The sequence below is a fragment of the Novosphingobium rhizosphaerae genome (assembly GCF_050920675.1).
GTDB lineage: Bacteria > Pseudomonadota > Alphaproteobacteria > Sphingomonadales > Sphingomonadaceae > Novosphingobium > Novosphingobium rhizosphaerae.
Genome location: NZ_CP137861.1, coordinates 68,764 through 94,260, shown reverse-complemented (window position 1 = coordinate 94,260; position 25,497 = coordinate 68,764). Strand labels below are relative to the sequence as shown.

Here is a 25,497-nt window from a genome sequence, read left to right as displayed (position 1 = left end):
TGATCCGCGGGCGTCCGGTGGTACAAAGATCCTAACAATTGATAAGGTGAGGATGCCATGGGCGACTATCCGCCAACCCCCTATTTCATCGGGCTCAACGCCCCGGTGCGCACCGAACTCACGCTGGAGGGCTTGCGCGTGGAAGGCACCCTGCCGCCCGAAGTGCGTGGCGCATTCTTTCGCGCGGTGCCCGATCCGGCCTTTCCGCCCAAGTTTGCTGACGATCACACGCTGTCGGGCGATGGCATGATCAGCCGGGTGCGCTTCAACGCCGATGGCACCGCCGATTATGCCATCCGCTTTGTCGAAACCGCGCGGCATAAGGCGGAAAAGGAAGCGGGCCAAGCGCGCTTTGGCCGATACCGCAACCCCTTTACCGACGATCCCGAAGTGGCCGGGGTGGATCGCACCGTGGCCAACACCACGCCGGTGTGGCACGCCGGGCGCCTGTTGATGACCAAGGAGGACGGGCGGCCCTATCGCATCGATCCCCACACGCTCGACACGCTGGGATCGTTCGATTTCGATGGCCTGCTCAAGTCCGAAACGATGACCGCGCATGTGCGGATCGATCCTGACAGCGGCGATCTCTATTTCTACGGCTATGAGGCCGATGGCCTGGCGTCGACCACGATCGCCTATGCGCGGGTGGGCGCCGATGGCGAACTGAAATCGGAACAGTGGTTCGACGCGCCCTATTGCGCGATGATGCATGATTTCACGATAACCAGGAACTGGGCGCTGTTCCCGATCTACCCCACCACCGCCGATCTCGATCGGATGAAAGCGGGTGGCGAGCACTGGCATCACCAGCAGGGCCTCGATTCCTGGCTGGGCGTGATGCCACGCGATGGCGATGTGAAGGACATCAAGTGGTTCAAGGGCCCCAAGGGCGTCTATTGCTATCACATGATGAACGCCTGGGAGGATGAGGCGGGCCTGCTGCATTTCGACCAGTGCCTGTCGAGCAGCAACGCGTTTTCCTTCATCCGCGAGCCGGCGGGCCTGTTCCTCCAGCCTTGGGAGATCACCGGCGGGCTCACGCGCTGGACCGTCGATCCCAATGGCCCGGCCGGCGAAGTGACCGAAACCGTCATCGGCCCGCCGGGCGACTTTCCGATCATTCCCGCCGCGCGGCAGGGGCGCCCCTACCAGACGGGATGGATGCTGACGATGAATCCCGATCGGCAGGGGCCGCCGGTCATGGGCGGCCCTGTGCTGGGCATGTTCGATCTGCTGGTGCGGCTCGACGGGATGGACACAGCCGCCCCGCAGGTCACCCAGGCGCTGCCGATGCAGCCGGGCTGGTGCTATAACGAGCCGGTCCACGTGCCCAGCGCCACCCCGGGACACGACGGTTACCTGGTGACCATGGTGGACCACCAGATCGGCGAAAATGATTTCGAGCATTTCGCCTGGGTGATCGACGCCGGCAACCTGGTGGCAGGGCCGGTGGCGACGGTGAAAATCCCCACCCGGCTGCGTCCGCAGGTGCACGGCTGGTGGGTGCCGCAACACCAGCTGGACGCGGTGCTCGATGAGGCTGGGGCATGACGCGCATCGTCATTACCGGGGCTTCGGGCAACTATGGGCGGGGCGTGGCCGATGCGCTGGTGGCCATGGGCCGGGCGGCAGACCTGATCCTGATCACGCGCAAGCCGGAAAAGCTGGCCGAGCGGGCGGACCAGGGCTGCACGGTGCGGCAGGGCGATTTCGATCATCCAGCCACGCTGCCCCAGGCGATGGCCGGCGGTGATGTGTTGCTGCTGATCTCGGGCACCCGCGTGGGTGCCCGCGTGGTGCAGCACAAGGCCGCGATCGATGCCGCCGTGGCGGCCGGGTTGCGGCATATCGTCTATACCAGCTTCATCGGCATCGACGATCCGGCCAACCCCGCCGAAGTGCGGCACGACCATATCGAAACGGAGCGCCTGATCCGCGCCTCGGGCCTGGCCTTCACCATGCTGCGCGACGCGCACTATGCCGATGCCATGCTGCTGATGGCCGGGCCACAAGTGATGCAGAGCGGCAAGTGGTTTGCCAATGCCGGGCAGGGGCGCGAGGCGATGGTCTGGCGGGACGATTGCATCGCCAGCGCCGTGGCCGTGCTGACCACGCCCGGCCACGAGAACCGCATCTACAACATCACCGGGCCGGAATTGCAGACCTTTGCCGAAGTGGCCGCGATCATGGCCGAAGTGACCGGCTGCCCGGTGGACTACGTGGATCTGGACGACGACGCGCAATATGCGCTGTTCGACGGCCTGGGCATCCCGCGCCGCCCGGTGGACGATCAGACCGTGGCCGGCGTGCCGTGGAACAGCGACGACATGGTCACGTTCGGCCGTGCCATCCGCGAGGGCTTTCTGGAGATCTGCACCGACGATGTGGAGCGCCTGACCGGCCGCCCGGCGCGATCCACGCGGGCGATGGTGGAAGCCAACGTGGCGATGCTGCGCGCGGCGGCGGGGCGGTAGGAGGCAGGCCCCTCCACCACCCGCTGCGCGGGCTGGTGGAGGGGCCTGCTAAACCAAAATCACAAAGCCTTGGCGTAGAGCGCGAGCAGCTTGCTCCAGACCTTTTCGGCCTGGACCTTGTCATAGACCGGCGCGTCGATCGTGCACCAGCCGTGCTGCGCGGGATAGACGGCCACATCGGCCGGGCGCTCGGCGGCCGCGGCGGCATCCTTCAGTGCGGTCTTGTCACCCGGCGCGCGGGCATCGTCGTTTTGCGCGATGGCAAAGATGAACGAGGCTTGCGTCTGGCCCAGCAGTTTGTGCGGGCTGTTGGCAGTGTCGTTCACCAGGTTCGCGCCGTGGCACGACACCGCCGCGCCAACCCGCGCGGGCCGGGCATAGGCCGCGAACACGGTATAGGGGCCGCCCATGCAATAGCCCTGGGTGCCGATCTTGTGCGCCGTATCCACCTGCGGCTGCCGGTCGAGCCAGTCGATATAGCTGCCGGCATCGGCCTGGATCTTTTCCGGGCTCAGCGCCTGGATCATCGGTTGCAGTTTCTGCTGGCCTTCGGGCGTGCGCCAGGCGGCAAAATCAGGCAGCACCGGGGCCGGGCTGTTGCGGTAATAATGGTTGATCGCCAGCACGGCAAAGCCGGCTGCGGCCAGGCGCGTCGCCATGGTCTGATACGCATCGCGCAGGCCGGCGATGTCGGGCCAGAGCAGCACGGCGGGATGCTTGCCTTTGGTGGGATAGACGAAGAAACCATCGGCCGTGCCGTCGGCAGTCTCGATGGTAACCGGGCGCGATTGCGTTGCCAAACCGGCCGGGGTGGCGGCCACGCAACCGGGCGCAATGGCCAGGGTGGCGGCGCCAGCGCCCATGGCGGCGAACTGGCGACGGTTCACCGCCAGCCACTGCGTGTTGTCGTCTTCGGTCAAGCTGTCGCACATGGCGCTTCTCTCCAGAACCTGTTCCCCGTCCGCCCACAGGATTAGAGTCTGTTTGGAAAATGCGCTATGGCGCATTTTCGTTGCGGCACCGGCCCGCTCCCCCACCCGACCTCCCATAGGGTACTATCGTTGGGAGGTCGGGTGGGGGAGCGGGCCGGTGCCGCAAATCCGGCAAAGCCGGATTTCCAAACAGTCTCTTAGCGCAGGCGGGCGGGCAACGGGAATCGGTTTTTGGGGCAAGCGGTTTCAGGTGAGGTCTGCCAGGCCCACCTTGATGCCGGCCTGCGCCTGGGCCATGGCCGCGCGGCGCAGGCGTTCGATTTCCAGCCGGGCCGGCGGGGCTTCTTCCTGCGGCAGGGCAGCCAGGCTGGCTTCATAGATTTCGCGGAAATCCTCGGCGAATTCGGGGTGCGTCAGGATCAGGCCATCGCCGCGCGCCATGCCGGCAAAGATCTTCTGCCCCACTTCATAAGGGTCCATGCCCGCTTCGAACGCGGTGCCGAACTGCTGCAATTGTGCCGCGCTCACCGGGGCAAAGCCGCTTTCGCCAAAGGCCTCGGGCCGCTTGAGCGCGCTGTCCCAGGCATTGGTGCGGGTCAGGGCAGGGCAGCACAGGGCGCAGCCGATGCCATGGGGCGCCAGGTTATAGCGCAGCGATTCGGTCAACCCGCGCACGGCAAACTTGCTGGCGGTGTAGATGCCCGCCTGGGGGCCGGGCAGGAAAGCGGCCATGCTGGCCACGTTGACCACGGCGCGGGGGCCGCTGGCGGCCTTGATCGCCGGCAGGGCGCTGACCAGGCCATTGACCACGCCGCCGAAATTGACCCCCATGATCCAGTCGTAATCGGCAAAGCTCGCCTCGTCGGTATCGCCGAACACGCTGACCCCGGCGTTGTTGACCAGCACGTGCAGCGCGCCGAAATGCGCCACGGTCTGTGCCACCACTTCGGCCCAGCGGGCACGGTCGGTCACGTCGAGCGGCAGGAACAGCGGCGCGGGGCGCCCTTCTGCGGCAAACTGCGCGGCGACGGCATCGCGTTGCCGCGTGTCGCGATAGGTCAGGCCAAGGGCCATGCCCGCATCGCTGAAAGCACGGGCCACGCCCAGGCCGATGCCGGTTCCACCGCCGGTGACGAGCGCCACCTGGCCGGCCCAGGGCGCGTGGTTTTCTTGCGCGTGCATCGATGATTTCCTCTCGCCATCTTTTCTATAATCGTTAGTGTTGCATACTAACAAAGAGAATGGGAGAGCCTAAAATGAGCGAGCTGGAGCAGCGCCTTGCCGACCTGGAAGCGCGCGTGACGCAGATCGAGGATGTCAACGCCATCCGCCGCCTGCAGTGGGCCTATGGCTATTACATCGACTACAACCGGCCCGAGGAAGTGGCCGGCCTGTTTGCCAAGGATGGCGCCGTGGTGTTCCTGTCGGGCGAATATCGCGGCTATGAAGGGATCATGCGCCTTTATGGCACCTGGTTCCAGAACCTGTTTACCGGCGGGCGGCGCGGGCCGGTCAAGGGCCTGCTGCTCGACCATTTCCAGTTGCAGGACGTGATCACGCTGGCGCCCGATGGCCAGACCGCCAAGGGCCGCTTTCGCGGCATCCTGGCCGGCGGCTGGCACGATGCGATCCTCGATGCCAAGCCCGAAGGGATGCCGCAGCAATTCTGGGAATCGGGCATCTATGAAAACGACTATGTGAAGGAAGACGGCGTCTGGAAGATCAAGCGCCTGGACTACATGATGCAATGGCAGGCCGACTATGAAACCGGCTGGGCCAAGACCACCGCCCACTTGCAACCGGCGGTGCAATGCTACCCCGAAAATCCCATCGGCCCCGATGTGATTCTGCCCGAAACGCAAGTGCGCGAAACCTGGCCGCATCGCCAGGAAGTGCCGATGAGCTTTGCCCATCCGGTGTTGGCTGCTGCCTTTGCCGTGGGCGATTTCACCCCCTTGCAGAAGCGCTGGCCCTGATCGGGCGCGCCAAGGCGTGCTAGGCCACGTCCTGGCTTTCGCGCGGTTGATCCAGCTGGTGGTCCCACTGGGTCATCCGCGCCAGCAGCCGGCTGGCGGCGCGGCGGAACGTGCCGCGGTCACGGCTGTTGAAATCGGCAAAGAGCTGGCGACTCACTTCGGCCATGGCGGGCACGCTGCGGTCGAACATGGCCTGTCCGGCCTCGCTCAAACGGAAGGGTTTGCGCCGGCGATTGCGCAAGTCTTCACCCGGTTCCACCAGGCCTTTATGATGCAGTGCAACCAGCGCGCGGCTGACATTCATGGGAGGGACGCCCATGATTTCCGAAAGTTCGTGGCCAGCCAGTTCGCCTTCGCCGCCCAGCGCCAGGATGATGCGCAAGTCGGTCGGCGCCAGGTCCAGCGGCTCGGCCACGCCGATGCGCATCGGGTTGGCCACAAAGGTGGCCAGTTTCAACAGATCGACCAGCAGCGCGGCGTCCTCGTCCACGCCATCCATGGCATTGCGGGGTGGTTCGGCGGCGGTGCGGCCCGAGTTCGTGCGGCTGATCATGCCGCTTAGTATGACAACCATGGCAAGCGCGGCAAGAGGCCGCATGCTTTGCTGCGCTGCATGGTGAACGGCGCAGAATTCCGCCGATTTTGGCGGCATCCTGCGCATTCGGGCTTGTTGTTGGATTGCATCAGTTGTTATTATCCGAAGGCGGCTGCAAACGCCCTCTTGCGCTCTGCTAATTAGTATGTCTAACTAACAAACAGAACGAGGCTCGATAACGGGCCGATCCAGGAGAGGGGCTTATGGCCAGCATGATTCCCAACACGCTATCGTTGCGTCTTTTTGCCGCAGGCAGCGCGGCCGCCATGGCATTGGCGCTGAGCGCGGCCGCGCAGGCTGCCGATGCAGCGCCGCAGCAGGCGCCCGCACCGCAGGCCACCACGCCCCAGGGCGATGCGCAGGCGGCGAGCGAAGACCAGGGCATTCGCGAGATCGTGGTGACCGCGCAGTTCCGCAACCAGCGCCTGCAGGACACGCCGCTTTCGATCACCGCGGTGGATGCCGGGCTGCTGGCCGCGCGCAACCAGACCGACATTTCGCAGATCGCGGCCCAAGCGCCCAACGTGCAGCTTACCCAGATGGGCGGGGCGTTCGGTTCGTCGATGGCCGCCTATATCCGCGGTATCGGCCAGTACGATTTCAACCCGGCCTATGAACCGGGCGTGGGCATGTATGTCGACGATGTCTACTATGCCACGCTGACCGGCTCGGTGATGGACCTGCTCGATCTCGACCGGGTGGAAGTGCTGCGCGGGCCGCAGGGCACGCTGACCGGGCGTAACTCGATCGGCGGCGCGATCAAGATGTTTTCGGTCAAGCCGCAGCCGGGGGATTCCGGCCAGATCGAAGCTGTCTATGGCGCGCGCAACCGCGTCGATCTGCGCGGCAGCCTGAATTTCCAGCTGGCCGACGGGCTCTATGCCCGCGTTTCGGGCGTGTACAAGCGTCAGGACGGCTATATCGACATCGTCGACTATGGCTGTGCCAAGCCGGGCAATTCGCTGGGGCTGACGGCGGGCGCCAACGTGCCGGCCAACTGCGTGACCGGCAAGCTGGGCGAGAAGAACTATTCCGGCCTGCGTGGCTCGCTGCGCTACAATCCCAACGACAAGATCGATTGGGTCGTGACCGGCGACTATACCTATGAAAACCGCTCCAACGCGGCGAGCGTGCTGACGGTCGACGATACCACCAAGACCGACGGCATCAATTTCATCTGCGGCCCGCGCTGCACGTATGCCAACTGGTACATGGATGCAGGTGGCCAGGCCGCGCAAAGCTATTCCATGCCGCGCAACACGGTGTTTTCCGGCTGGGGCGTTTCCAGCAACCTGACCTTGGGCCTGACCGACGATCTCAAGCTGGTTTCGATCACCGCCTATCGCAAGTACAAGCAGACGTTCGGCACCGACGACGATTTCACGCCCGATCCGAACATTGCCGGGGCCGGCTACAACGATCTGCGCTTCCACTTCTTCAGCCAGGAACTGCGCCTCAACGGCAAGATCGGCGATCTGGCCGACTGGACGATCGGCGGGTTCTACAACGACCAGACCTCGGTCTATTTCACGCGGCAGGACATCCGCTACATCGGCCACGGCGCGCCGTTCCTGTTCCTGCAGTTCCTGGGCAATGACCCGGTCAACGCCAACAGCAAGGCCGCATTCGGCACCGTGATCCTGCATCCCACGCCCGGTCTCAACATCACGGGCGGGTTGCGCTATACCAAGGAGCACAAGGACTATACCTTCGTGCGCAAGAATTGGTCGGGCGGCACGCTGACCGACATCTTCGGCGTGGGCGCGCTCGATGGCACGGTGGCGAACTACAACGGCAGCAAGCTCGACTGGCGCCTGTCGGTGGATTATCGCTTCAGCCCCGAATTGCTGGCCTATGCCACGGTCAGCACCGGGTTCAAGGGCGGCGGCGTTACCGCGCGGCCGTTCACCAAGAACCAGGCCGTCAACGGCACCTTCACACCCGAAACGCTCACCGCCTATGAAGTGGGCATCAAGTCTGACCTGTTCGATCGCAGGGTGCGCTTCAACCTTTCGGGCTTCGTCAACGATTACAAGAATATCCAACTCCCGCTGGCGGACTGCTCGATCCTTGACGGCTTTGCCGTGGGCACCGATCCGTTCCCCTGCGCGGCGATCGGCAATGCCGGCGATGGCAAGATGTGGGGCGCTGAAGCGGAATTGACCGCGCACCCGGTCGAGGGGCTGGATATCGACGCTACGCTCAGCTGGATCGACGGCAAATGGAACCGGATCGGCGCCACGGTGGGTAAATCGATCCAATTGCAGGATCCGATCGTCACGCCGCACTGGCGCGGCAGCTTCGGCATCCAGTATCGCATCCCGGTGGAAGGCCACGGCTCGCTTACTCCGCGCTTCGACCTTGCCTATACCGGCAAGCAAAGCGTGGGCCGCCTGAGTGGCACCCGCCCGCTGGACTACAACCCGGCCTTTGCCGTTGGCAATGCGCGGCTGACCTGGCGCAACGAGAAGGAAGACCTGACCGTCGCCTTTGAAGTGCAGAACCTGTTCGACAAGTACTATTACCTGCCGCTGCGCTTCCAGGCGCTCTATGCCTCGGCCGGCACGGTCTACAGCAACGTGGGACGCCCGCGCGAATGGGCGCTGAGCGTGGCCAAGAAGTTCTGAACTGATTTTCCAGTCATGAGGGGAAAGGGGTAGCCTGCAAGGGCTGCCCCTTTTCGTTTCAGGGCACGGTTCGGGCTTGCCATAACCGTATCATTTGTTAGCGTTGAGGCAGGGCCGAATCCGGCCGGACCAACGGGAGAAGGGCCAATGCTCGATCGAGCCGGCTACGAACGCTACCTGGCCGCGTTCAACGCCAAGGACTATGACGGCGTGGCCGACTTTTATGTCGATCCGCCGCACATGGAATTCTTCGGCATTGTCATCACCAGCCGTGAAGACTTGAAGGCGTTCTATGGCTGGCTGCATTCCTGCGTGAAGGAAAGCGTTTCGATCCATAACTTTGCCGCAAGCGACACGGCCACTGCCGTGGATGCGATCGTGCGGATCGAGGCGCTGCGCGACCTGACGCGCGAAGAACTGGATGCCAAGGGGGCAACCGGATTCTTCCCCATCCAGGCGGGCCAAGTGCAGGAAATCCGCCAGTTCATTTTCTACACCACGCGCGATGGCCGCATCGAGAAAGTGGAATGCGCGCTGCCGCCGCCCCTCGCGGCCTGATCCATGCAAGGTAAGGAAAGTCCCATGCTGCTTCCCCAGGGCGTGCACATCGCCCATCCCGAGCGCCTTTTCATCGGCGGCGCGTGGGTGCCGGCCCACAGCGGCCGGCTGATCGAGGTGGTCTCGCCCGATAGCGAGCAGGTCGTGGCTCGCGTGGCCGAGGCGGACGAGGTGGACATGGACGCCGCCGTGGCCGCCGCCCGCGCCGCGTTCGACCATGGCCCCTGGCCGACCACGCCGCCGGCCGCGCGGATTGCGGCATTCCGGGCGATGATCGACCACATGCGCCCGCGTGCCGAAGAACTGGCGCGCGCCTGGACCGCGCAGATCGGTGGGCTGGCCAGCTTTGCCGGGCCGATGCACCAGGGCGCGCTGTTCGCGCTCGATGGCATTGCCGGCTTTGCTGAAAACTTCCCCTTCGTGGAACAGCGCCCCAGCCATGCCGCCGCCGCCGCACTGATCGTGCAGGAACCGGTGGGCGTGGTGGCCGCCATCGCGCCGTGGAACGGTCCGTTCGGCATCATGGCCAACAAGGTGGCCTATGCCCTGCTGACCGGATGCTGCGTGGTGATGAAGCCGTCACCCGAAACCCCGCTGGAAGCCTATATCATTGCCGAAGCGGCGGAGGCGGCGGGCCTGCCGCCCGGCGTGGTCAACCTGGTGCCCAGCCATCGTGAGGCGGCCGATCACCTGGTCAGCAACCCCGGCGTGGACAAGGTCAGCTTCACCGGATCGACCCTGGCGGGCAAGCGCATCGGCCAGGTCTGCGCCGGCCGCGTGGCGCGCTGCACGCTGGAACTGGGCGGCAAGTCTGCTGCCATCGTGCGCGACGATTTCGCCATCGACCATGCCGCCAAGCTGCTGACCGGCACGATTACGATGATGAGCGGGCAGGTTTGCGCGATGCTCAGCCGCGTGATCGTGCCGCGCGCGCGCCACGACGAACTGGCCGATGCCATCGCGCGCGAAATGCGGGCCGTGGTCATCGGCCACAGCGACGACCCGGCCGCCCAGCTTGGCCCGGTGGCAATGCAGCGCCAGCTGGAGCGGATCGAGGGCTATATCGCCCAAGGCAAGGCCAGCGCCGACCTGGTGACCGGCGGCAACCGGCCCAGCCACTTGAACCGCGGCTATTTCATCGAGCCGACGCTGTTTGCCAACGTCAACAACGCCGACGCGATCGCCCAGGAAGAGATTTTCGGCCCGGTGCTGTCGCTCATCCCGGTGGACGACGAGGAGGAGGCCGTGGCCGTGGCCAATGCCAGCGCCTATGGCCTCAACGGTTCGGTGCTGACCCACGACGCGCAGGCCGCTTGGGCCATCGGCCGTCGCATCCGCACCGGCGGCTTTGGCCAGAACGGACTGCGCATGGATTTCGGCCTGCCGTTCGGCGGCTTCAAGCAATCGGGCGTAGGCCGCGAAGGCGGGCCGGAAGGCTTGATGCCCTACGTGGAAACCAAGACGATGCTGCTGGATGCACTGCCGGAAGGACTGTGACGCTCACTCGACGGCGTCGCGGCTCTGTGGCCGCAAGCCATAATACTCGTTGGCGATGCGGCGTACGCCCTCCCGGAATGTTGCTCCGCCAAAATTCAACAGCAGTCCCAAGGGCATGGACAGCAAGCGCAAGTAGGTCAGCACTTGCTTTCCATGCACCGGGGCGCATCGTTCCAGTGACTTGATTTCAACCAGCAGGGCGTTGTTCACGATCAGATCGGCGCGAAAACCTTCGCTCAGCACCATGCCGTGCCAGACGATAGGTATGGTTTTCTGGCGCTCCACCTGCATGCCGCGCTGCTCCAGCATATGGCACAAGATCGCCTCATAGACTGATTCCAACAGTCCCGGCCCCAGATCCACGTGCAGCTTGTATCCGCAGTCGATGACGGCTGCTGCAAGCTTTTCCAGGTCTGCCGAGGCGTTGCTGCCATACATCACTGCATAGTGTGCCGTAGACTCAACCCCGACAAGCCAGAATGCCGCCAGTTTGGCAGTGCGTCGCCGCGCGTCTGAAAAGAACGCCAAACCCGGCGCAGCCGGAGCAAAAACTTCATTTCCCTTCTTCTTTGTGGCTTTGTGTCTTTGTGTGAAATTAAAATGGACAATTTATTTCACACTAAGACACAAAGCCACAAAGGGAAGAAGAAAGGATTATTCGCTTCGGCTGCGCCGATTTTTCGCAATTCGTGCAAGGGCGGCCGGCTGGCTTCACCCCAATTCCAGGCACCCGCCATCGACATAGAGATCGACGCCGTTGATGAAGCTGGCTTCCTGGCTGGCCAGGAACAAGGCGGCGCTGGCCACTTCTTCGGCGGTGCCCATGCGGCCGAGCGGAACCACGGACGAGAGCATGTCGCGCATGCCGGCGATCTCTTCGGCGCTGGCGTCGCGCTTGAAGATTTCGGTGTCGGTGGGGCCGGGGCTGATCAGGTTCACGCGGATGCGGCGGGGCAGCAGTTCCTTGGCCACGATCCGGGCCATGGCGCGCAGGCCGGCCTTGGCGGCGGCATAGGCAACATTGCCGGGCACGGCGGCCATCGAACCGATCGAGCCGGTGATCACGATGGCCCCGCCATCGCGCAGCAGCGGCAGGGCATGCTGGATGGCAAAGAATGCGCCGCGCAGGTTGACGGTGTGAATCTGGTCCCAGAAGTCCTCGGTCACTTCCGGCACCATGGCAAAGCCGCCGACGCCGGCGTTGACGAACAAGACATCAATCCCGCCCAGCGCCTGCTCGATCTCGGCCAGCGCCGCGCGCGTTTGCGCCACGTTGCCCATGTCGGCACGGACGGCGAGCGCGCCACATTCCTGTGCCGCAGCATGCAGGGTCTGTTCGTTGCGACCCGTAAGCGCAAGCCGGGCGCCTTCGGCAGCGAACTGGCGCGCAGCAGCCAGGCCGATGCCGGCGTTGCCGCCCAGAATGACCACGCATTTGTCGGTAAAGCGCATGAAGCGAGCGCCTTTCAAAACAGAGGGAGAGGATTGACCGGCGCGGTCGGCACGTCCTGGATCACGTCCCAGTGCTCCACGATCATGTCGCCCTGGCAGCGAAAGATATCGACCACGGCAAGGCCGGGGTCGCCCGGCCAGCGTTCCACATGGGTGTGTACCACCACGTGATCGCCATCCACGAAGCTGCGGTGGATTGTCTGCCGGGCATCGGGCGATTCGGCTTTCACGCGATCGAGAAAGGCCTTGAGCGCGGGCACGCCGGGTTCGGCCAGCGAGCTGTGCTGGATGTATTCCGGGGCGATGTAACGATCGACTGCGCTGCTATCCATGGCGATCAGCACATCCTGGTACATGGCCAGCACGCGCGCCAGCAGGGCCTGTTCGGCCGGCGTTCGAGACATCCGCAACTCTCCCCTTTTATTCTAACAATTGGTAGGATATGCTATGGCTAAACCCGCGTCAAAGGCTTGTTGCCAATAGAGCGCGAAAAGGGAGAGATGATGGACCGCGAGGCCCTTTATGCCGCACTCGATGCGTTTCTGGCGGCGCTGGACAAGGGCGACAGTGCCCGCGTGAATTGGGCAGCCGATGCGCTCTTTTCCGAAAACAACGTGATGCTGGCCACCGATGACGGGGTGTGGGGCACAGTGCAGGGGCTGGGCAGCTATCAACTGCGCTTTGCCGATACGCGCACGCGCCAGGTCGGCTATTTCGGCACCCTGATCGAGGCGATCGAGGAATCGGCGCTGACCGTGCGGCTCGCCCTCAACGAGGCGGGCGAGGTGGCGGAAGCGGAGCTGCTGATCGTGCGCCAGTCCGATAGCGGCATCAAGTTTGAAAATCCGCGCTATTGGGACAAGCCGATCCTGCATCGCGCGCCCGAAAGCCCGGTGGAGCGGGCCGAGATGGTGCGCGTGTCCAACGGCTATTTCGACACGTTGCAACGCAACGACGGCACGATCCACACGCGGTTCCACCCCGATTGCCAACGCGTGGAAAACGGTGTGCAGACCACACGCAATCCCGAATTTGCCAAGATCGTACCGGTCTCGGCGCTGGGCTGCGAAGAGCAGTTCCGCATGGGCAACTATCGCTATGACGACGAACTGCGCGCACGGCGCTTCCCCCTGGTGGATGAAGAGCGCGGGCTGGTGCTGGCGTTTGGCTTCATCGATCATTCGGGCCGGATCGACACCTATCAACTGACCGACGGGCGCACGGTGAAAAGCCCGGTGCGCCGCCCGCACAGCTTCTACATCTCAGAACTGTTCAAGATCGACCACGGCATGATCGAGCAGATCGAGGCCAATTTCATCACCGTGCCCTATCGCATGCCCAGCCCGTGGGATGCGCTGTGATGCGGGGGGTGTGTGCGTGGCTGCGGGAGGCTTCGACAGGCTCAGCCCGAACGGGGTTCAGGTCCATGAATCCGTTCGCCCTGAGCCTGTCGAAGGGCCCTGCGCGGCGCTCGACCGATGAAGGCTTCGACAAGCTCTGCCTGAACGGGGAGAGGCAAGATCCGCCATGTTCTCCCCTCCTCTTCAGAGGAGGCGCCGGGGGTGGTAGGCACCTGGCGCAAGGCATCCACCACCCCCCGACCCCCTCCTCTGAAGAGGAGGGGGAGAAGAATGCCACCCCCGTTCGCAACCTGGCCATTCTCGCCACCGCCAGCCTGGCGCTGGCCGCTGCGGCGCCGCTCACCCAAGGGGCCGGCAGCCAGTGGCCGGCACCGGGGGGAGACGCGGGCAAGACGCATTGGTCCACGCTCACCGGCATCAATCCGGCCAACGTGGCGCGCCTCGGCCTGGCGTGGGAGGCGGACCTGGGCACCGCGCGCGGGCAGGAAGCCAGCCCGGTGATGGTCGATGGCGTGCTCTATGTCGCCGGCAATGCCGGGCGCGCTTATGCCTATGATGCGGCGTCGGGCCGCGAACTCTGGCGGTTCGAGCCGGAGGTGGACATGCAGCGCAACCGCACCGCGTGTTGCGACATGGTCAACCGTGGCCTCGCTGTGTCGAACGGCCGGGTGTTCATCGCCACGCTCGATGGCTGGATGGTTGCGCTCGATGCCAAGACCGGCGCCGTAGTGTGGAAGACCGATTTCATCGAAGACCGCAAGCGCGGCGACAATTCCACCGGCGCGCCCGAAGTGGCGGGCGACGTGGTGGTGATCGGCATGGGCGGCGCAGAGTATGACGTGCGCGGCTATGTCACCGCGCTCGACGTGAAGACCGGCGCGATCCGCTGGCGCTGGCACGTGGTGCCGCATGATCCCGCGCTGGGGCCGCAGGAAACGCCCGAGCTGGAAGCGGCGCTCAAGACCTGGGACCCCAAGAGCCGCTGGGACGTGGGCGGCGGCGGCGCGCCGTGGGATGCGATCAATTTCGATCCTGAAACCGGTTACGTCCTGGTCGGCACCGGCAATGGCGGGCCTTATGCCCGGTCCAAGCGGTCGCCCTCGGGCGGCGACAATCTCTATCTCGGCTCGCTCGTCGCGCTCGATCCCAAGACCGGGCGGATGGTCTGGCATTACCAGGAAACGCCCGGCGACAATTGGGATTTCACCTCCACCCAGCCAATGATCCTCACGCACATGGCGGTGGACGGGCAAGACCGGGGCGTGATCCTCCATGCGCCCAAGAACGGCTTTCTCTATGTGCTTGATCGCAAGACGGGCCAGGTTTTGCGCGCCAATGCCATTGCGCGGGTCAATTGGGCCAAGGGGTTCGAGCCGGGCACGATGCACCCGATCCTGAACCCGGAAGCCTCGGACTATACCGACGGGCCCAAGATCGTCTTCCCCTCCACCGTGGGCGCGCGCAACTGGTTTCCGGCGGCCTACAGCCCGCAGACCGGGCTCTATTACGGATCGGTGGCCGATATCGGCAACCTCATCTTCATGACGCCGGGCGCCAAGCCCTATCGCGCCCGCGCGCTCAACAACGATGCCGCGCTGATCTTTACCCCTGATGTGGCAGCAGCGGTGGAAACCTTGCCGCCGCCCATGGCGCAGGCGGTGAAGGCCTTGCCCGCCTTTGCCGACGCGAAAGCCAATCCGGGCAAGAGCCAGTTGCGCGCGATCGATCCGCTGACCGGCAAGACGGTGTGGGCGGTGGACAGCGAAGGCTGGCAGGACCGGGGCGGGGTCTTGGCCACGGCATCGGGGCTGATCGTGCAGGGTACGCTTTCGGGCAAGCTGGTGGTGCGCGATGCGCGCAATGGCGCGGTGCTGAAAAGCATCGAGACGGGCAGCCCGATCATGGCCGCGCCGATCACCTATACGGTCAAGGGCGTGCAATACATCGCGGTCCAGGCTGGCTGGGGCGGGGGTGGCTGGGCGTTTACCCCGCGCTATTCGGCAGCTTACGCACGCGGCAACCAGAACCGCCTGCTGGTCTTCCGCCTGGATGGCCGCAAAGTGCCGTTGCCGCCGCTGCTGCCGCCGCTGGAAGTGGCGCCGCCGCCACCGGCGCAAGCGGCTGGCGTCACCGCCGAGACGATCGCGCGCGGGCAGGGGCTGTTCTTTGCCAACTGCGCGATCTGCCACGCCAATATCCACCGCTCCATGGCGCCGGACTTGCGCCGGATGCAGCCCGCCACGCACGAGGCGTTCAAGCAGATCGTGCTGGAAGGGGCGCTGCTGCCGGCCGGCATGCCGCGCTGGGACGATGTGCTCAAGCCTGGCGATGCCGATGCGATCCACGCCTATCTGATCGACCTGCAAGGCAAGACCCGCGCCGACGAACTGGCCAAGCAGAAGGCCGGCAAGCCGATCGACGGGCCGAGCCTGACCATCCTATCCAACTATTGATTGGGCCTTGTTTCATGGACTTTTCCACGCTCGACAATCCCCGCCTGGAGTTCGCCTTTGCCTGCACGCTCAAATTCACGCGCGTGCAGATGGTCCCCGATCTGCCCAGCGGCGGCATGCGCAGCGCGGTCTATGTGGACGAAGGCGTGTTCGAGGGGCCGCGCCTGAGGGGCCGCGCGGTGCCCAATTCGGGCGGCGACTATGCGTTCTTTCGCCCGGATGACACCGCCGCGTTCGATGCGCGCTACGTCTTGGAAGTGGACGATGGCACGTTGATCTACATGCAGAACAAGGGCTTCCTGTGGGGGCGCGAACCGGGCACGATGGATCGCTTGCGCGCCTGGGCCTTTGCCGGCGGCGCCCCGGTGCCCCACGCCGAATACTACCTGCGCGCCCAGCCCACGTTCGAGACGAGCAAGGGGCCGCACGATTGGCTGACGCGCCACGTGTTCATCGGCGTGGGCGAGCGGCGCCCGGACGGCAACCATGTGAAGTATTACGCGCTGACGTGAGCAGCGGGCAGCGCCGGGATCCTTCGACAAGCTCATGGCGAACGGAAGGGGGCAAGATTGTCCCCAAAACCCCGTTCGGGCAGAGCTTGCCGAAGCCCTAGGCCCGCCCCCTCACACCGCCGCGTTCTCGTCCAGTTGCGGCGCGTTGGCCTTGGCCAGGATGCTGCGCAGGCTTTCCTTTTCATCGGGATACAGCACGTCGGTTACCTTCCAGCCTTCCACGTCCTTGGTCATGGTGATGACCAGATGCGCGGTGGGGCCGTCGCTCACGCCATAACGAGTCACGGTCACGCGGGCGACGGCGTGGCGGGCATCGGCGTGTTGCAGGATGATTGCCTGGCGCAGCTTGCTGGGATTGTTGCACAGGCATAGCGGGTTGGCGGTGAGAGCAACGGTATCGCCGCCGCGCAGCGTGTCGGACAGCATGCCCGAAAGCTCTTCGGAGAAATAGCGATGGCGCAGGTCGCCTACGGTGGAAACCGATCCGGCAATGCCATCGTCGGCGAACATCGCCTTGAGGAAGGCCACCGGATCATCGGGCGTGCCGGTGGTAAAGACATCGGGCGTGGCGCCGTCGCTGGGATCGGCATCGAGCGATCCGGCCGCGCCGGTGGCGGCAACGGCACCATCGGCGCCCGGAGTCAGTTTGTCGCAGGCGGCGGTCCCGGCCAGGATCGCCAGGGAAAAGGCGGCTTGCGCCCATCGGTGTTTCGTCATGCCAGGGTCTTGCTTGCTTGAAAGTCCTGGTCCCCGCCGGGGTGATAGCGCAGCGGCGCGTGCGGCGCGACAGGAAATGCAGGTGCGGCCTTGACGCGCAGCCGATCACGCGGCAGAACGATAACAATTGTTAGAAAATGCCAGTCAGAAAACAAGTCCCCGCATGAGGGACCGTGATGGGAGAAATCTGCCGGTGAAACTGCACCTGCCGCCCCGCGTCAGCCCCCAGGGCTTTGCCACCGCGCTCAAGGCCTATGCCGGCGTAGTGGGCAAGGACTGGGTCATGGCCAGCGAAAGCGACCGTGACGCCTATTCCGATATCTATGCCCGGGAGACGCCGAGCAATGGGCGGCCTCTGCCGCCGTGGCACCTGCCAATGTGGAGGAAGTGCGCGCGATTGTGCGCCTGGCCAACGAGCACAAGACGCCGCTCTGGCCCGTCGCGCGGGGCAAGAACCTGGGCTATGGCACGGCCGCGCCGCGCATGGCCGGGTCGATCGTGCTCGACCTGGGGCGGATGAACAAGATCATCGACATCGATCCCAAGCTGGCCACCTGCGTGGTGGAACCGGGGGTCGGGTTCTTTGACCTCCACGATGCGATCCTGCGCGGCAACCATCCCTTGTGGATGAGCGTGCCGGGCAATGGCTGGGGCTCGGTGATCGGCAACGCGCTCGATCACGGCATCGGCTATACGCCCTATGGCCTGCACGCGCGCAACTTGTGCGGGTTGGAAGTGGTGCTGCCCGATGGCGATCTGCTGCGCACCGGCATGGGCGCGATGAACAACAACCCGGCCTGGCACCATTTCCCGTTCAGCTATGGCCCCACGTTCGATCTGGCGTTCACCCAATCGAACCTGGGCGTGGTGACCAAGGCAGGGCTGTGGCTGCAGCCCGCGCCCGAAGCCTCGCTCGAACTGATCTTCGACATTCCCGAAGAGGGCGATATCGGCTGGGTGGTCGATACCATTGCCCCGATGAAAATTTCCGGGCTGATCGAACAGAACGTGTTCATCCCCAGCTGGCTGGGCAAGATGGTGCTCAAAGGGCAGCGTCACGATTTCTGGGACAAGCCGGGCGCCATTCCCGAATGGCGCGTGGCAGAGCTGCTCAAGCAATACAAGCTGGGCTATTGGCAGGTGGCGCTGCGCCTCTATGGCGAGGAAAGCGTGATCAAGGCCAAGGCCGAGATCGTGAAGGCGGCAATGAAGCGGCACTTGGCCGCCCCGCCGCAGGAGAACTGGTGGCGCCAGGGCGACGCCATCGGCCAGTACGAGATCACCATGGGCGTGCCCTCGGCCGTGCCGCTGCAGATGTCGGACTGGATCGGCGGGCGCGGCGCGCACATGGGCTTTTCCCCCGTGGTGCCGGCCAGCAGCGAGCATGTGCTGGGCCAGTTGAAGCGCAGCCGCAAGATCATCGCCGATCACGATGTGGATTTCTATGCCAGCTTCACCATCGGCGGACGCTTTGCCAACAACATCAACATGTTGATGTATGATCGCGACGATGCGCCGATGGTCGAGAACATGAAGGCGCTGTTCAATGCGCTGATCAGCGAAACGGCCAAGGCCGGCTACGGCGAATACCGCACGCACCTGGGCTGGATGGACCCGGTGATGGACACGTTCGATTTCAACAACCACGCGCTGCGGCGGTTCGACGAGAAGGTGAAATCCGCGCTCGATCCCAATGGCATCATTGCGCCGGGCAAGCAGGGGGTGTGGCCCGCTGCCTATGCCGCGCAACGCAATTCCGCGCCGCAGGGTGCCGCAACCAAAGGCAGCGTCGCCGCCAAGGGAGGAAGGCCATGAAGCGCGCAGTTCTGGCAGGGGCGGCCGTGGTGCTCGGCGCGTCGGTCGCGTTGGCGCAAGGCAATGCACCCCATGCCCCGATGGGGCCACCGCCGGGGCCACCGCCGCCCTACCAACTCCGCCCGGCCTATCCCGCCGGGGACCGCAACGCCGCCGGCGGCGATGGCAAAGTGCTGTTCGAGGCGCATTGCGGCTATTGCCATCTGGCCGGTGGCATGGGCACCAACCTGGTGACCAAGCAGCAGATCATGATCGGACGCACGCCTGACCAAGGCCTCCTGGCCAACCGCACCGATCTGACCGCCGATTACGTCAAGGCCGTGGTGCGCAATGGCAAGGGCGCCATGCCCACGCAAACCCGCGTGGATATCACCGACGCCGAGCTTGACGCCGTGGCCAAATACCTGGGGAAGGCCGGTTGATGCGCGGCGCTCTTGATCGGCGTACGCTGTTGCGCACCGGCACGCTGGTGGCGGCTGGCACGGCGCTTCCCGCCGGCGCCCAGGCCGTGGCACCACCCGCGCTGGTGGTGTTCGACAGCCGCGTCGCGGAAAGCCGGGCCTTTGCCGCCAGCTTTCCGCTCGCCGCGCGTCATGACGTGATGCACGGTCCTCTGGCGCTGCGCCGCCGCCTCGCCGGCTTGGCGCCGGGCCGCGTCGAAGGGCTGACCGGGTGGAGCGACTGGGTCACCCTGCGCGGCGCCGCGCGCGGGCAGGGCCTGCGCCCCACGGCGGAAAATGCCGTGCCCGCCCCGGTTTCGGGCAAGCGCAACCTGTTCCGCTGGAGCATGGCAGAGCGGGTTTAGCCGCAGCATCGGCTCGCTATCCCCCGTCATCCCACGTCAGGCCCGGGGTGACGGGGGGAAGCATCCCCAATTGCCTTTTTGGGCAGCAAACGTGAAACGCACGCACGTGGCGGCTTGACCGCCGATGATCCGCAATTAGTATGCAACACTAACAAATACCGGGGTAACCGGAATCGGGAGAGTCGATGCCATAGCGGCTTGTGCGCATTTGGTTTTTGCCTGCACGTCGGCGCGCTCCCGGTTCTGCCAAGATGCGGATGAGGAGAAGCCATGCGTGCCATTGACTATTTCGACCGTGGCCATGACCGCGATCCCGCGCGGCTGGCGATTGTCGATACGCAAACCGGTCTAAAGCTGACGTTTGCGCAGACCAAGGCGCTCAGCGAGCGGATCGCTGCAGCCCTGCAACGCAACGGCTTCGAGAACCAGGACCTGCTGGGCCTTTATGGCCCCAACGATGGCATGCTGCTGGTGGTTCTGCTGGCGATGTGGCGCGCCAATGGCAAATGGATCCCGGTCAACACCCGCAACGCCATCGATGCCAACGCGGCCTATATCAACTACGTGCGCTGCAAGTGGCTGGTCTATCATTCCAGCAAGGCCGACGAAGTGGCCCAGCTCAAGGCGCTGTGCCCGGTGATGCAGCATTTCGTCTGCCTCGACCGGCGGATGGGCGATGACCCCAGCCTGGAAGAGTTCATGGCCGGGGTGGACGCCGCCGATTTCGTCGAGCCGGAAATCGACGCCTTCGGCAACCTGTTCGACATGGTCGGCATCTTTCCCACTGGCGGCACGACCGGCCCCTCCAAGGGCGCCAACGTCACCAACCTGGGCTGGGGCACGATGATCGAGACGGCGGCCGATGCCATGGGCGGGCGCACCGATGATCCCGTGGCGCTGGTTTCCGCCCCGATCACCCACGCCGCCGGGCCGATTTCGCTTTCCACGATGAGCCTGGGTGCCACGCAGGTGATCCTGCCGGGCTTCGACGCGGAAGCCGTGCTGGCCGCGATCGAAGAATACAAGGTCACGCACATGTACCTGCCGCCCACGGCGCTGTACCAGTTGCTGGCCTCTCCCCAGATCGGCGCGCACGATTATTCCAGCCTCAGGATCTTCATCCTGGTCGGCTCGCCCTGCTCGCCCGAAAAGCTGCGCCAGGCGGTGGAAATCTTCGGGCCCTGCATGTGCCAGGCCTATGGCCAGGTGGAATGCCCGATGATCGTGGCGTGGTTCCCGCCCGAGGATGTGGCCCGCTTTGCCCGAGAGGCGCCCGACAAGCTGGCTGCCTGCGGCAAGCCGACCCGCTCGATCAAGGTGGCGCTGCTCGACGACGATGGCCAGCCCGTGCCTGCGGGCGAGGCGGGCGAGATCTGCGCGCGCGGGGCCCTTGTCACCCACAGCTATTTCGAAAAGCCCGAGGAAACCGCCGAAATCCGCAAGTTCGGCTGGCACCACACCGGTGACGTGGGCAAGCTCGACGCCGAGGGCTATCTCTATATCGTCGACCGCAAGAAGGACATGGTCGTCTCGGGCGGGTTCAACGTGTTCACTGCCGAAGTGGAAGCGGCGGTGACCGAACTGCCCCAGGTGCGCGAAGCCTGCGTCTTTGGCATCCCGCACGAAAAGTGGGGTGAACAGGTGCACGCCGTGGTCGTGGCGCAAGGGGTGAGCGAGGCCGAGATCATCAGCTTTGCCAAGGCGCGGCTGGGCGGGGTGAAAGCGCCCAAGTCGGTGGAATTCGTCGATGCCATTCCGCGCACCGCGGCGGGCAAGATGGACAAGAAAGCCCTGCGCACGAAATACTGGGGCAATGCCCAGCGCATGGTAAACTGACCTGCAAAAAAGCAGGCGCGAAAACAAGCGGTGGTGGAGAGGAAACGGGTGATGCAAAAAAGGTTCACGGCCGGTTGGGGCGTGGCATGTCTGGGTGGGGTGTCGCTGTCGCTGGCCCTGGTGCTTGCTGCGTGCACCAAGGGTGATGCCGCGCCAAAGGCGGCGCCGGCCAACAGCGGGGTGACCGATGCACTGATCGCCCAGGCGCCCGATGGCGAGTGGCTCAGCTATGGCCGCGACTATGCCGAGCAGCGTTTCTCGCCGCTCGATGCAATCAACGCCGGCAATGTCGGGCAACTGGGGCTGGCCTGGTCGGTCGATTTCGACACGGCGCGCGGGCAGGAAGCAACGCCCCTGATGCACGATGGCGTGCTCTACACCACCACCGCCTGGTCGATGGTCAAGGCCTATGACGCGCGCACCGGCAAGGTGATCTGGGAATACGATCCCAAGGTGCCACGCGAGCAACTGGTTTCGGCCTGCTGCGACGCGGTGAACCGCGGGGCGGCGCTCTATGGCGACAAGATCTATGTCGGCACGCTGGATGGACGGCTGATCGCGCTGGACCAGAAGACCGGCAAGGTGGTGTTCGACAGGCAAGTCGTGCCCGACCAGAAGAACTATGCGATCACCGGCGCGCCGCGGGTGGTGAAAGGGCGGATCGTGATCGGCGCGGGCGGCGGGGAATACCGCGCACGCGGCTATATCGCCGCCTATGACGCGCAGACCGGCGCGCAAGTGTGGAAATTCAACACCGTGCCGGGCAATCCCAAGGACGGTTTTGAAAACCAGGCGATGGAGGCAGCCGCCAAGACCTGGACCGGGGACTGGTGGACGCTGGGTGGCGGCGGCACGGTGTGGGACGGGATCACCTTTGATCCCAAGACCAACCTGATCCTGTTCGGCACCGGCAATGCTGAACCGTGGAACCCGGCGCCGGCAGGGCGCAGCGGCGACGCGCTCTACACCTCGTCGATCGTGGCGGTGAATGCCGATACCGGTGCCTATGCCTGGCATTACCAGGAAACGCCCGAGGATCGCTGGGACTTCGATTCCGATGCCCAGATCACGCTCGCCGATATGACGATCGATGGCAAGCAGCGCCACGTGGCGCTGCACGCGCCCAAGAACGGCCATGTCTATGTGCTTGATGCCACCACGGGCCAGTTCCTGTCGGCCACGCCCTTCGTGCCGGTGAACTGGAACACCGGCATCGATCCCAAGACCGGCCGCCCCACGATCAACCCCGAGGCGCGCTATGAAAAGACCGGCAAGCCGTTCATCGGCCTGCCCGGCGCGGGCGGGGCGCATTCCTGGCAGCCGCAAAGTTTCAGCCCCAAGACCAACCTGCTCTATATCCCAGCCAATGTGGCGGGCTTCCCCTATTTCGCCGCCAAGGACTGGAAACCGAGCGGGCTTGGCTTCCAGACCGCGATCGATGGCTATACCACTTCGATGCCGGCCGATCCCAAAGTGCAGGCCGGCGCCCTGGCCGGCACCACCGGCGCGCTGATCGCCTGGGACGTGGCCAATCGCAAGGTGGCCTGGCGGGTGGACCAGGTTTCCCCGTGGAATGGGGGCATCCTGTCCACCGCCGGCAACCTGGTGTTCCAGGGCAATGCCCAGGGGCAGTTCGTGGCCTATAGCGCCGACAAGGGCGAAAAGCTGTGGTCGTTCCCGGCGCAAAGCGGGATCGTGGCTGCGCCGATGACGTATGCCATCGGTGGCGAGCAATACGTGGCCGTGATGGTCGGCTGGGGCGGGGTGTGGGACGTGGCCACCGGCATCCTGGCGCACAAGGGTGGCGCCTCGCGCAATATCAGCCGCCTTCTGGTGTTCAAGCTGGGCGCCAAGGGCCAGTTGCCCGCGCCGCCGCCCAGCAACGCCGGGCCGCTCGATCCGCCCCCGCTGACCGGAACGCCGCAGCAGGTGGCACATGGCGGGCAGCTCTATGGCCGCTATTGCAACGTCTGCCACGGCGATGCGGCGGTGGCCGGCGGGGTGAACCCGGACCTGCGCCACTCGGGTGCGATCGGTTCGGCCGAGGGGATCAAGATGGTCGTGCTCGATGGTGCGCTGCACGAAGCCGGCATGGTTTCGTTCAAGAGCGTGCTGAGCGCCGACGATGCCGAAGCCATCCGCCAATACCTGATTTCCCGCGCCAACGAAGACAAGGCGCTGGAAGCCAAGACGGGCAAGCGCATCGGCAAGGGCACGGCGCGCAACTGATGCGCGCTTGGCCCACCAAAATTGTTATGTTACATTACAAATAACGGAGAGGAGTCGGCCATGAACGAAATGACGACGATTTCGCGCCAGCAGCGCGCCTATTCGCCCGCGGCAGCCGCTTTCCTGGCGCGCAAGCCGCAGCTGTTCATCAACAACGAATGGGTGGACAGCAGCCATGATGCCGTGATCGAGGTGGAAGACCCCTCCAGCGGCAAGATCGTGGGCCATGTGGTCGATGCGTCGGACAAGGACGTGGACCGCGCCGTGGCGGCGGCCCGTGCGGCCTTCGACGATGGGCGCTGGTCGGGCCTGCCGCCGATGGTGCGCGACCGCACGATGAACCGCCTGGCGGACCTGCTCGAAGCCAACGCCGCGCTGTTCGCCGAACTGGAAGCGATCGACAACGGCAAGCCGATGACCATGGCGGGCGCCGTGGATATTCCCGGCGCGATCAGCCAGTTGCGCTTCATGGCCGGCTGGGCCAGCAAGATTTCGGGCGAAACCACGCAGCCCTACACCATGCCCGGCGGCCAGGTGTTCAGCTATACCGTGCGCGAGCCGGTGGGCGTCTGTGCGCAGATCGTGCCGTGGAATTTCCCGCTGCTGATGGCCTCGCTCAAGATCGCGCCGGCGCTCGCGGCGGGCTGCACGCTGGTGCTCAAGCCGGCCGAGCAGACCTCGCTCACCGCGCTCAAGCTCGCTGACCTGGTGGTGGAAGCCGGCTTCCCCGCCGGCGTCATCAACATCATCACCGGCAATGGCCACACCGCCGGCGATCACATGGTCAAGCATCCTGACGTGGACAAGGTGGCCTTCACCGGATCGACCGAGATCGGCAAGCTGATCAACCGCAACGCCACCGCCAGCCTCAAGCGCGTGACCCTGGAACTGGGTGGCAAGAGCCCGGTGGTGGTGATGCCCGATGTGGACGTGGCGCAGGCGGCACCGGGCGCAGCGGGCGCGATCTTCTTCAATTCGGGCCAGGTCTGCGTGGCAGGCTCGCGCCTCTTCGCGCACAAGTCGGTGTTCGACCAGGTTCTGGAAGGCATGGCCGCCACCGCTCCGTTCTGGAGCCCGCGCCCCAGCCTCGATCCCGAAGCGCACATGGGCCCGCTGGTGTCCAAGGAACAGCACGAGCGCGTGATGGGCTATATCGAGGCCGGCAAGCGCGATGGCGCCAGCGTGGTGATGGGGGGCGACGTGCCGGCCAGCGATGGCGGCTATTACGTCAACCCCACGATCCTGGCCGACGTGAACCCGCAGATGAGCGTGGTGCGCGAGGAAATCTTCGGCCCGGTGGTGGTTGCACAGCGTTTCGAAGACCTGGACGAAGTGGCGCGCATGGCCAACGACACCTGCTTTGGCCTGGGCGCCGGCATCTGGACCAAGGACGTGGCCACGATGCACAAGCTGGCCGCGCGCATCAAGTCGGGCACGGTGTGGGGCAATTGCCACGCCATGATCGACACCGCGCTGCCGTTTGGCGGCTACAAGGAATCCGGCCTGGGCCGCGAACAGGGCCGCCAGGGCGTGGAAGCCTATCTCGAAACCAAGACCGTGATTATCCAGCTGTAAGTTACCAAGCTTGTGGTGCCTGCCGCTTTCTAACTCACCCCGGATCAAGTCCGGGGTGACGGGAATGAGGCGGAAACGGC

22 protein-coding genes are annotated in these 25,497 nt (G+C 65.0%); 15 read left to right on the top strand and 7 right to left on the bottom strand.

Annotation, left to right across the window (positions count from 1 at the left end; all coding sequences use genetic code 11):
* The first annotated feature begins 57 nt into the window (after positions 1–57).
* Both R9J51_RS00455 and R9J51_RS00450 read left to right on the top strand, forming a co-directional pair.
* A complete protein-coding gene (locus tag R9J51_RS00455) occupies positions 58–1,554 on the top strand; it encodes a carotenoid oxygenase family protein (RefSeq protein ID WP_179505551.1) in 1,497 nt (498 codons plus the stop codon).
* On the top strand, positions 1,551–2,477 hold the full coding sequence (locus R9J51_RS00450; RefSeq protein ID WP_179505550.1) for an SDR family oxidoreductase: 927 nt from the start codon (positions 1,551–1,553) through the stop codon (positions 2,475–2,477). The genes R9J51_RS00455 and R9J51_RS00450 overlap by 4 nt, the downstream gene beginning before the upstream one ends.
* Positions 2,478–2,536: 59 nt before the next feature.
* Here R9J51_RS00450 and R9J51_RS00445 read toward each other — a convergent pair whose 3' ends face one another.
* Together R9J51_RS00445 and R9J51_RS00440 are read right to left on the bottom strand one after the other, a co-directional pair.
* Positions 2,537–3,409, bottom strand: a complete 873-nt coding sequence (locus R9J51_RS00445; RefSeq protein ID WP_168556459.1) for a dienelactone hydrolase family protein — start codon at positions 3,407–3,409, stop codon at positions 2,537–2,539.
* A 246-nt stretch (positions 3,410–3,655) separates the two neighbouring features.
* Positions 3,656–4,591, bottom strand: a complete 936-nt coding sequence (locus tag R9J51_RS00440) for an SDR family oxidoreductase (RefSeq protein WP_179505549.1) — start codon at positions 4,589–4,591, stop codon at positions 3,656–3,658.
* 74 nt (positions 4,592–4,665) lie between these two features.
* Between R9J51_RS00440 and R9J51_RS00435 the strand changes: the two genes are divergently transcribed.
* Positions 4,666–5,385 carry a nuclear transport factor 2 family protein gene (locus R9J51_RS00435; RefSeq protein WP_168556461.1) on the top strand — a complete coding sequence of 240 codons (720 nt, stop codon included), beginning with the start codon at positions 4,666–4,668 and terminating at the stop codon, positions 5,383–5,385.
* 19 nt (positions 5,386–5,404) lie between these two features.
* On the opposite strand, the gene R9J51_RS00430 is transcribed toward R9J51_RS00435, so the two are convergent.
* Positions 5,405–5,938, bottom strand: a complete 534-nt coding sequence (locus R9J51_RS00430; protein WP_179505548.1) for a MarR family transcriptional regulator — start codon at positions 5,936–5,938, stop codon at positions 5,405–5,407.
* 245 nt (positions 5,939–6,183) lie between these two features.
* On the opposite strand from R9J51_RS00430, the gene R9J51_RS00425 reads away from it, so the two are divergent.
* From R9J51_RS00425 to R9J51_RS00415, 3 genes are all read left to right on the top strand, one after another.
* Positions 6,184–8,607, top strand: coding sequence for a TonB-dependent receptor domain-containing protein (locus R9J51_RS00425; protein ID WP_179505547.1), 2,424 nt, complete (start codon positions 6,184–6,186; stop codon positions 8,605–8,607).
* Between the two features lie 147 nt (positions 8,608–8,754).
* Positions 8,755–9,165: a nuclear transport factor 2 family protein gene (locus R9J51_RS00420; RefSeq protein WP_179505546.1), complete on the top strand. Its 411-nt coding sequence runs from the start codon at positions 8,755–8,757 to the stop codon at positions 9,163–9,165.
* A gap of 24 nt (positions 9,166–9,189) precedes the next feature.
* Positions 9,190–10,662 carry an aldehyde dehydrogenase gene (locus R9J51_RS00415; RefSeq protein ID WP_432787751.1) on the top strand — a complete coding sequence of 491 codons (1,473 nt, stop codon included), beginning with the start codon at positions 9,190–9,192 and terminating at the stop codon, positions 10,660–10,662.
* Between the two features lie 3 nt (positions 10,663–10,665).
* On the opposite strand, the gene R9J51_RS00410 is transcribed toward R9J51_RS00415, so the two are convergent.
* The 3 genes from R9J51_RS00410 to R9J51_RS00400 all read right to left on the bottom strand — a co-directional run bounded on the left by R9J51_RS00410 (position 10,666) and on the right by R9J51_RS00400 (position 12,518).
* Positions 10,666–11,100 carry a GxxExxY protein gene (locus R9J51_RS00410; protein WP_179506588.1) on the bottom strand — a complete coding sequence of 145 codons (435 nt, stop codon included), beginning with the start codon at positions 11,098–11,100 and terminating at the stop codon, positions 10,666–10,668.
* 273 nt (positions 11,101–11,373) lie between these two features.
* Complete coding sequence (locus R9J51_RS00405) at positions 11,374–12,114, bottom strand: SDR family oxidoreductase (RefSeq protein ID WP_179505545.1); 741 nt, start codon at positions 12,112–12,114, stop codon at positions 11,374–11,376.
* 14 nt (positions 12,115–12,128) lie between these two features.
* Positions 12,129–12,518, bottom strand: coding sequence for a nuclear transport factor 2 family protein (locus tag R9J51_RS00400; RefSeq protein ID WP_179505544.1), 390 nt, complete (start codon positions 12,516–12,518; stop codon positions 12,129–12,131).
* Positions 12,519–12,614: 96 nt separating this feature from the next.
* Here R9J51_RS00400 and R9J51_RS00395 point away from each other — a divergent pair, with 96 nt between their 5' ends.
* The 3 genes from R9J51_RS00395 to R9J51_RS00385 all read left to right on the top strand — a co-directional run bounded on the left by R9J51_RS00395 (position 12,615) and on the right by R9J51_RS00385 (position 16,440).
* Positions 12,615–13,475 carry a hypothetical protein gene (locus tag R9J51_RS00395; protein WP_432787750.1) on the top strand — a complete coding sequence of 287 codons (861 nt, stop codon included), beginning with the start codon at positions 12,615–12,617 and terminating at the stop codon, positions 13,473–13,475.
* 65 nt (positions 13,476–13,540) lie between these two features.
* Positions 13,541–15,928 (top strand): PQQ-dependent dehydrogenase, methanol/ethanol family, encoded by a 2,388-nt coding sequence (locus R9J51_RS00390; RefSeq protein WP_179505542.1) that lies wholly within the window; start codon positions 13,541–13,543, stop codon positions 15,926–15,928.
* Between the two features lie 14 nt (positions 15,929–15,942).
* A complete protein-coding gene (locus tag R9J51_RS00385; RefSeq protein WP_179505541.1) occupies positions 15,943–16,440 on the top strand; it encodes a DUF3237 domain-containing protein in 498 nt (165 codons plus the stop codon).
* Positions 16,441–16,551: 111 nt separating this feature from the next.
* Here R9J51_RS00385 and R9J51_RS00380 read toward each other — a convergent pair whose 3' ends face one another.
* Positions 16,552–17,157, bottom strand: a complete 606-nt coding sequence (locus tag R9J51_RS00380; protein WP_168556471.1) for a hypothetical protein — start codon at positions 17,155–17,157, stop codon at positions 16,552–16,554.
* Positions 17,158–17,520: 363 nt separating this feature from the next.
* Here R9J51_RS00380 and R9J51_RS00375 point away from each other — a divergent pair, with 363 nt between their 5' ends.
* The 6 genes from R9J51_RS00375 to R9J51_RS00350 all read left to right on the top strand — a co-directional run bounded on the left by R9J51_RS00375 (position 17,521) and on the right by R9J51_RS00350 (position 25,417).
* On the top strand, positions 17,521–18,972 hold the full coding sequence (locus tag R9J51_RS00375) for an FAD-binding oxidoreductase (RefSeq protein ID WP_432787748.1): 1,452 nt from the start codon (positions 17,521–17,523) through the stop codon (positions 18,970–18,972).
* Positions 18,969–19,394 carry a c-type cytochrome gene (locus R9J51_RS00370; protein ID WP_168556473.1) on the top strand — a complete coding sequence of 142 codons (426 nt, stop codon included), beginning with the start codon at positions 18,969–18,971 and terminating at the stop codon, positions 19,392–19,394. The genes R9J51_RS00375 and R9J51_RS00370 overlap by 4 nt, the downstream gene beginning before the upstream one ends.
* On the top strand, positions 19,394–19,777 hold the full coding sequence (locus tag R9J51_RS00365; RefSeq protein WP_168556474.1) for a hypothetical protein: 384 nt from the start codon (positions 19,394–19,396) through the stop codon (positions 19,775–19,777). The genes R9J51_RS00370 and R9J51_RS00365 overlap by 1 nt, the downstream gene beginning before the upstream one ends.
* Positions 19,778–20,047: 270 nt before the next feature.
* Positions 20,048–21,613: an AMP-binding protein gene (locus R9J51_RS00360; RefSeq protein WP_168556475.1), complete on the top strand. Its 1,566-nt coding sequence runs from the start codon at positions 20,048–20,050 to the stop codon at positions 21,611–21,613.
* A gap of 51 nt (positions 21,614–21,664) precedes the next feature.
* A complete protein-coding gene (locus tag R9J51_RS00355; protein ID WP_179505540.1) occupies positions 21,665–23,842 on the top strand; it encodes a PQQ-dependent dehydrogenase, methanol/ethanol family in 2,178 nt (725 codons plus the stop codon).
* Positions 23,843–23,902: 60 nt separating this feature from the next.
* Entirely contained in the window at positions 23,903–25,417 is a 1,515-nt protein-coding gene (locus R9J51_RS00350) for an aldehyde dehydrogenase family protein (protein WP_432787744.1), read from the top strand.
* Positions 25,418–25,497: the final 80 nt, after the last annotated feature.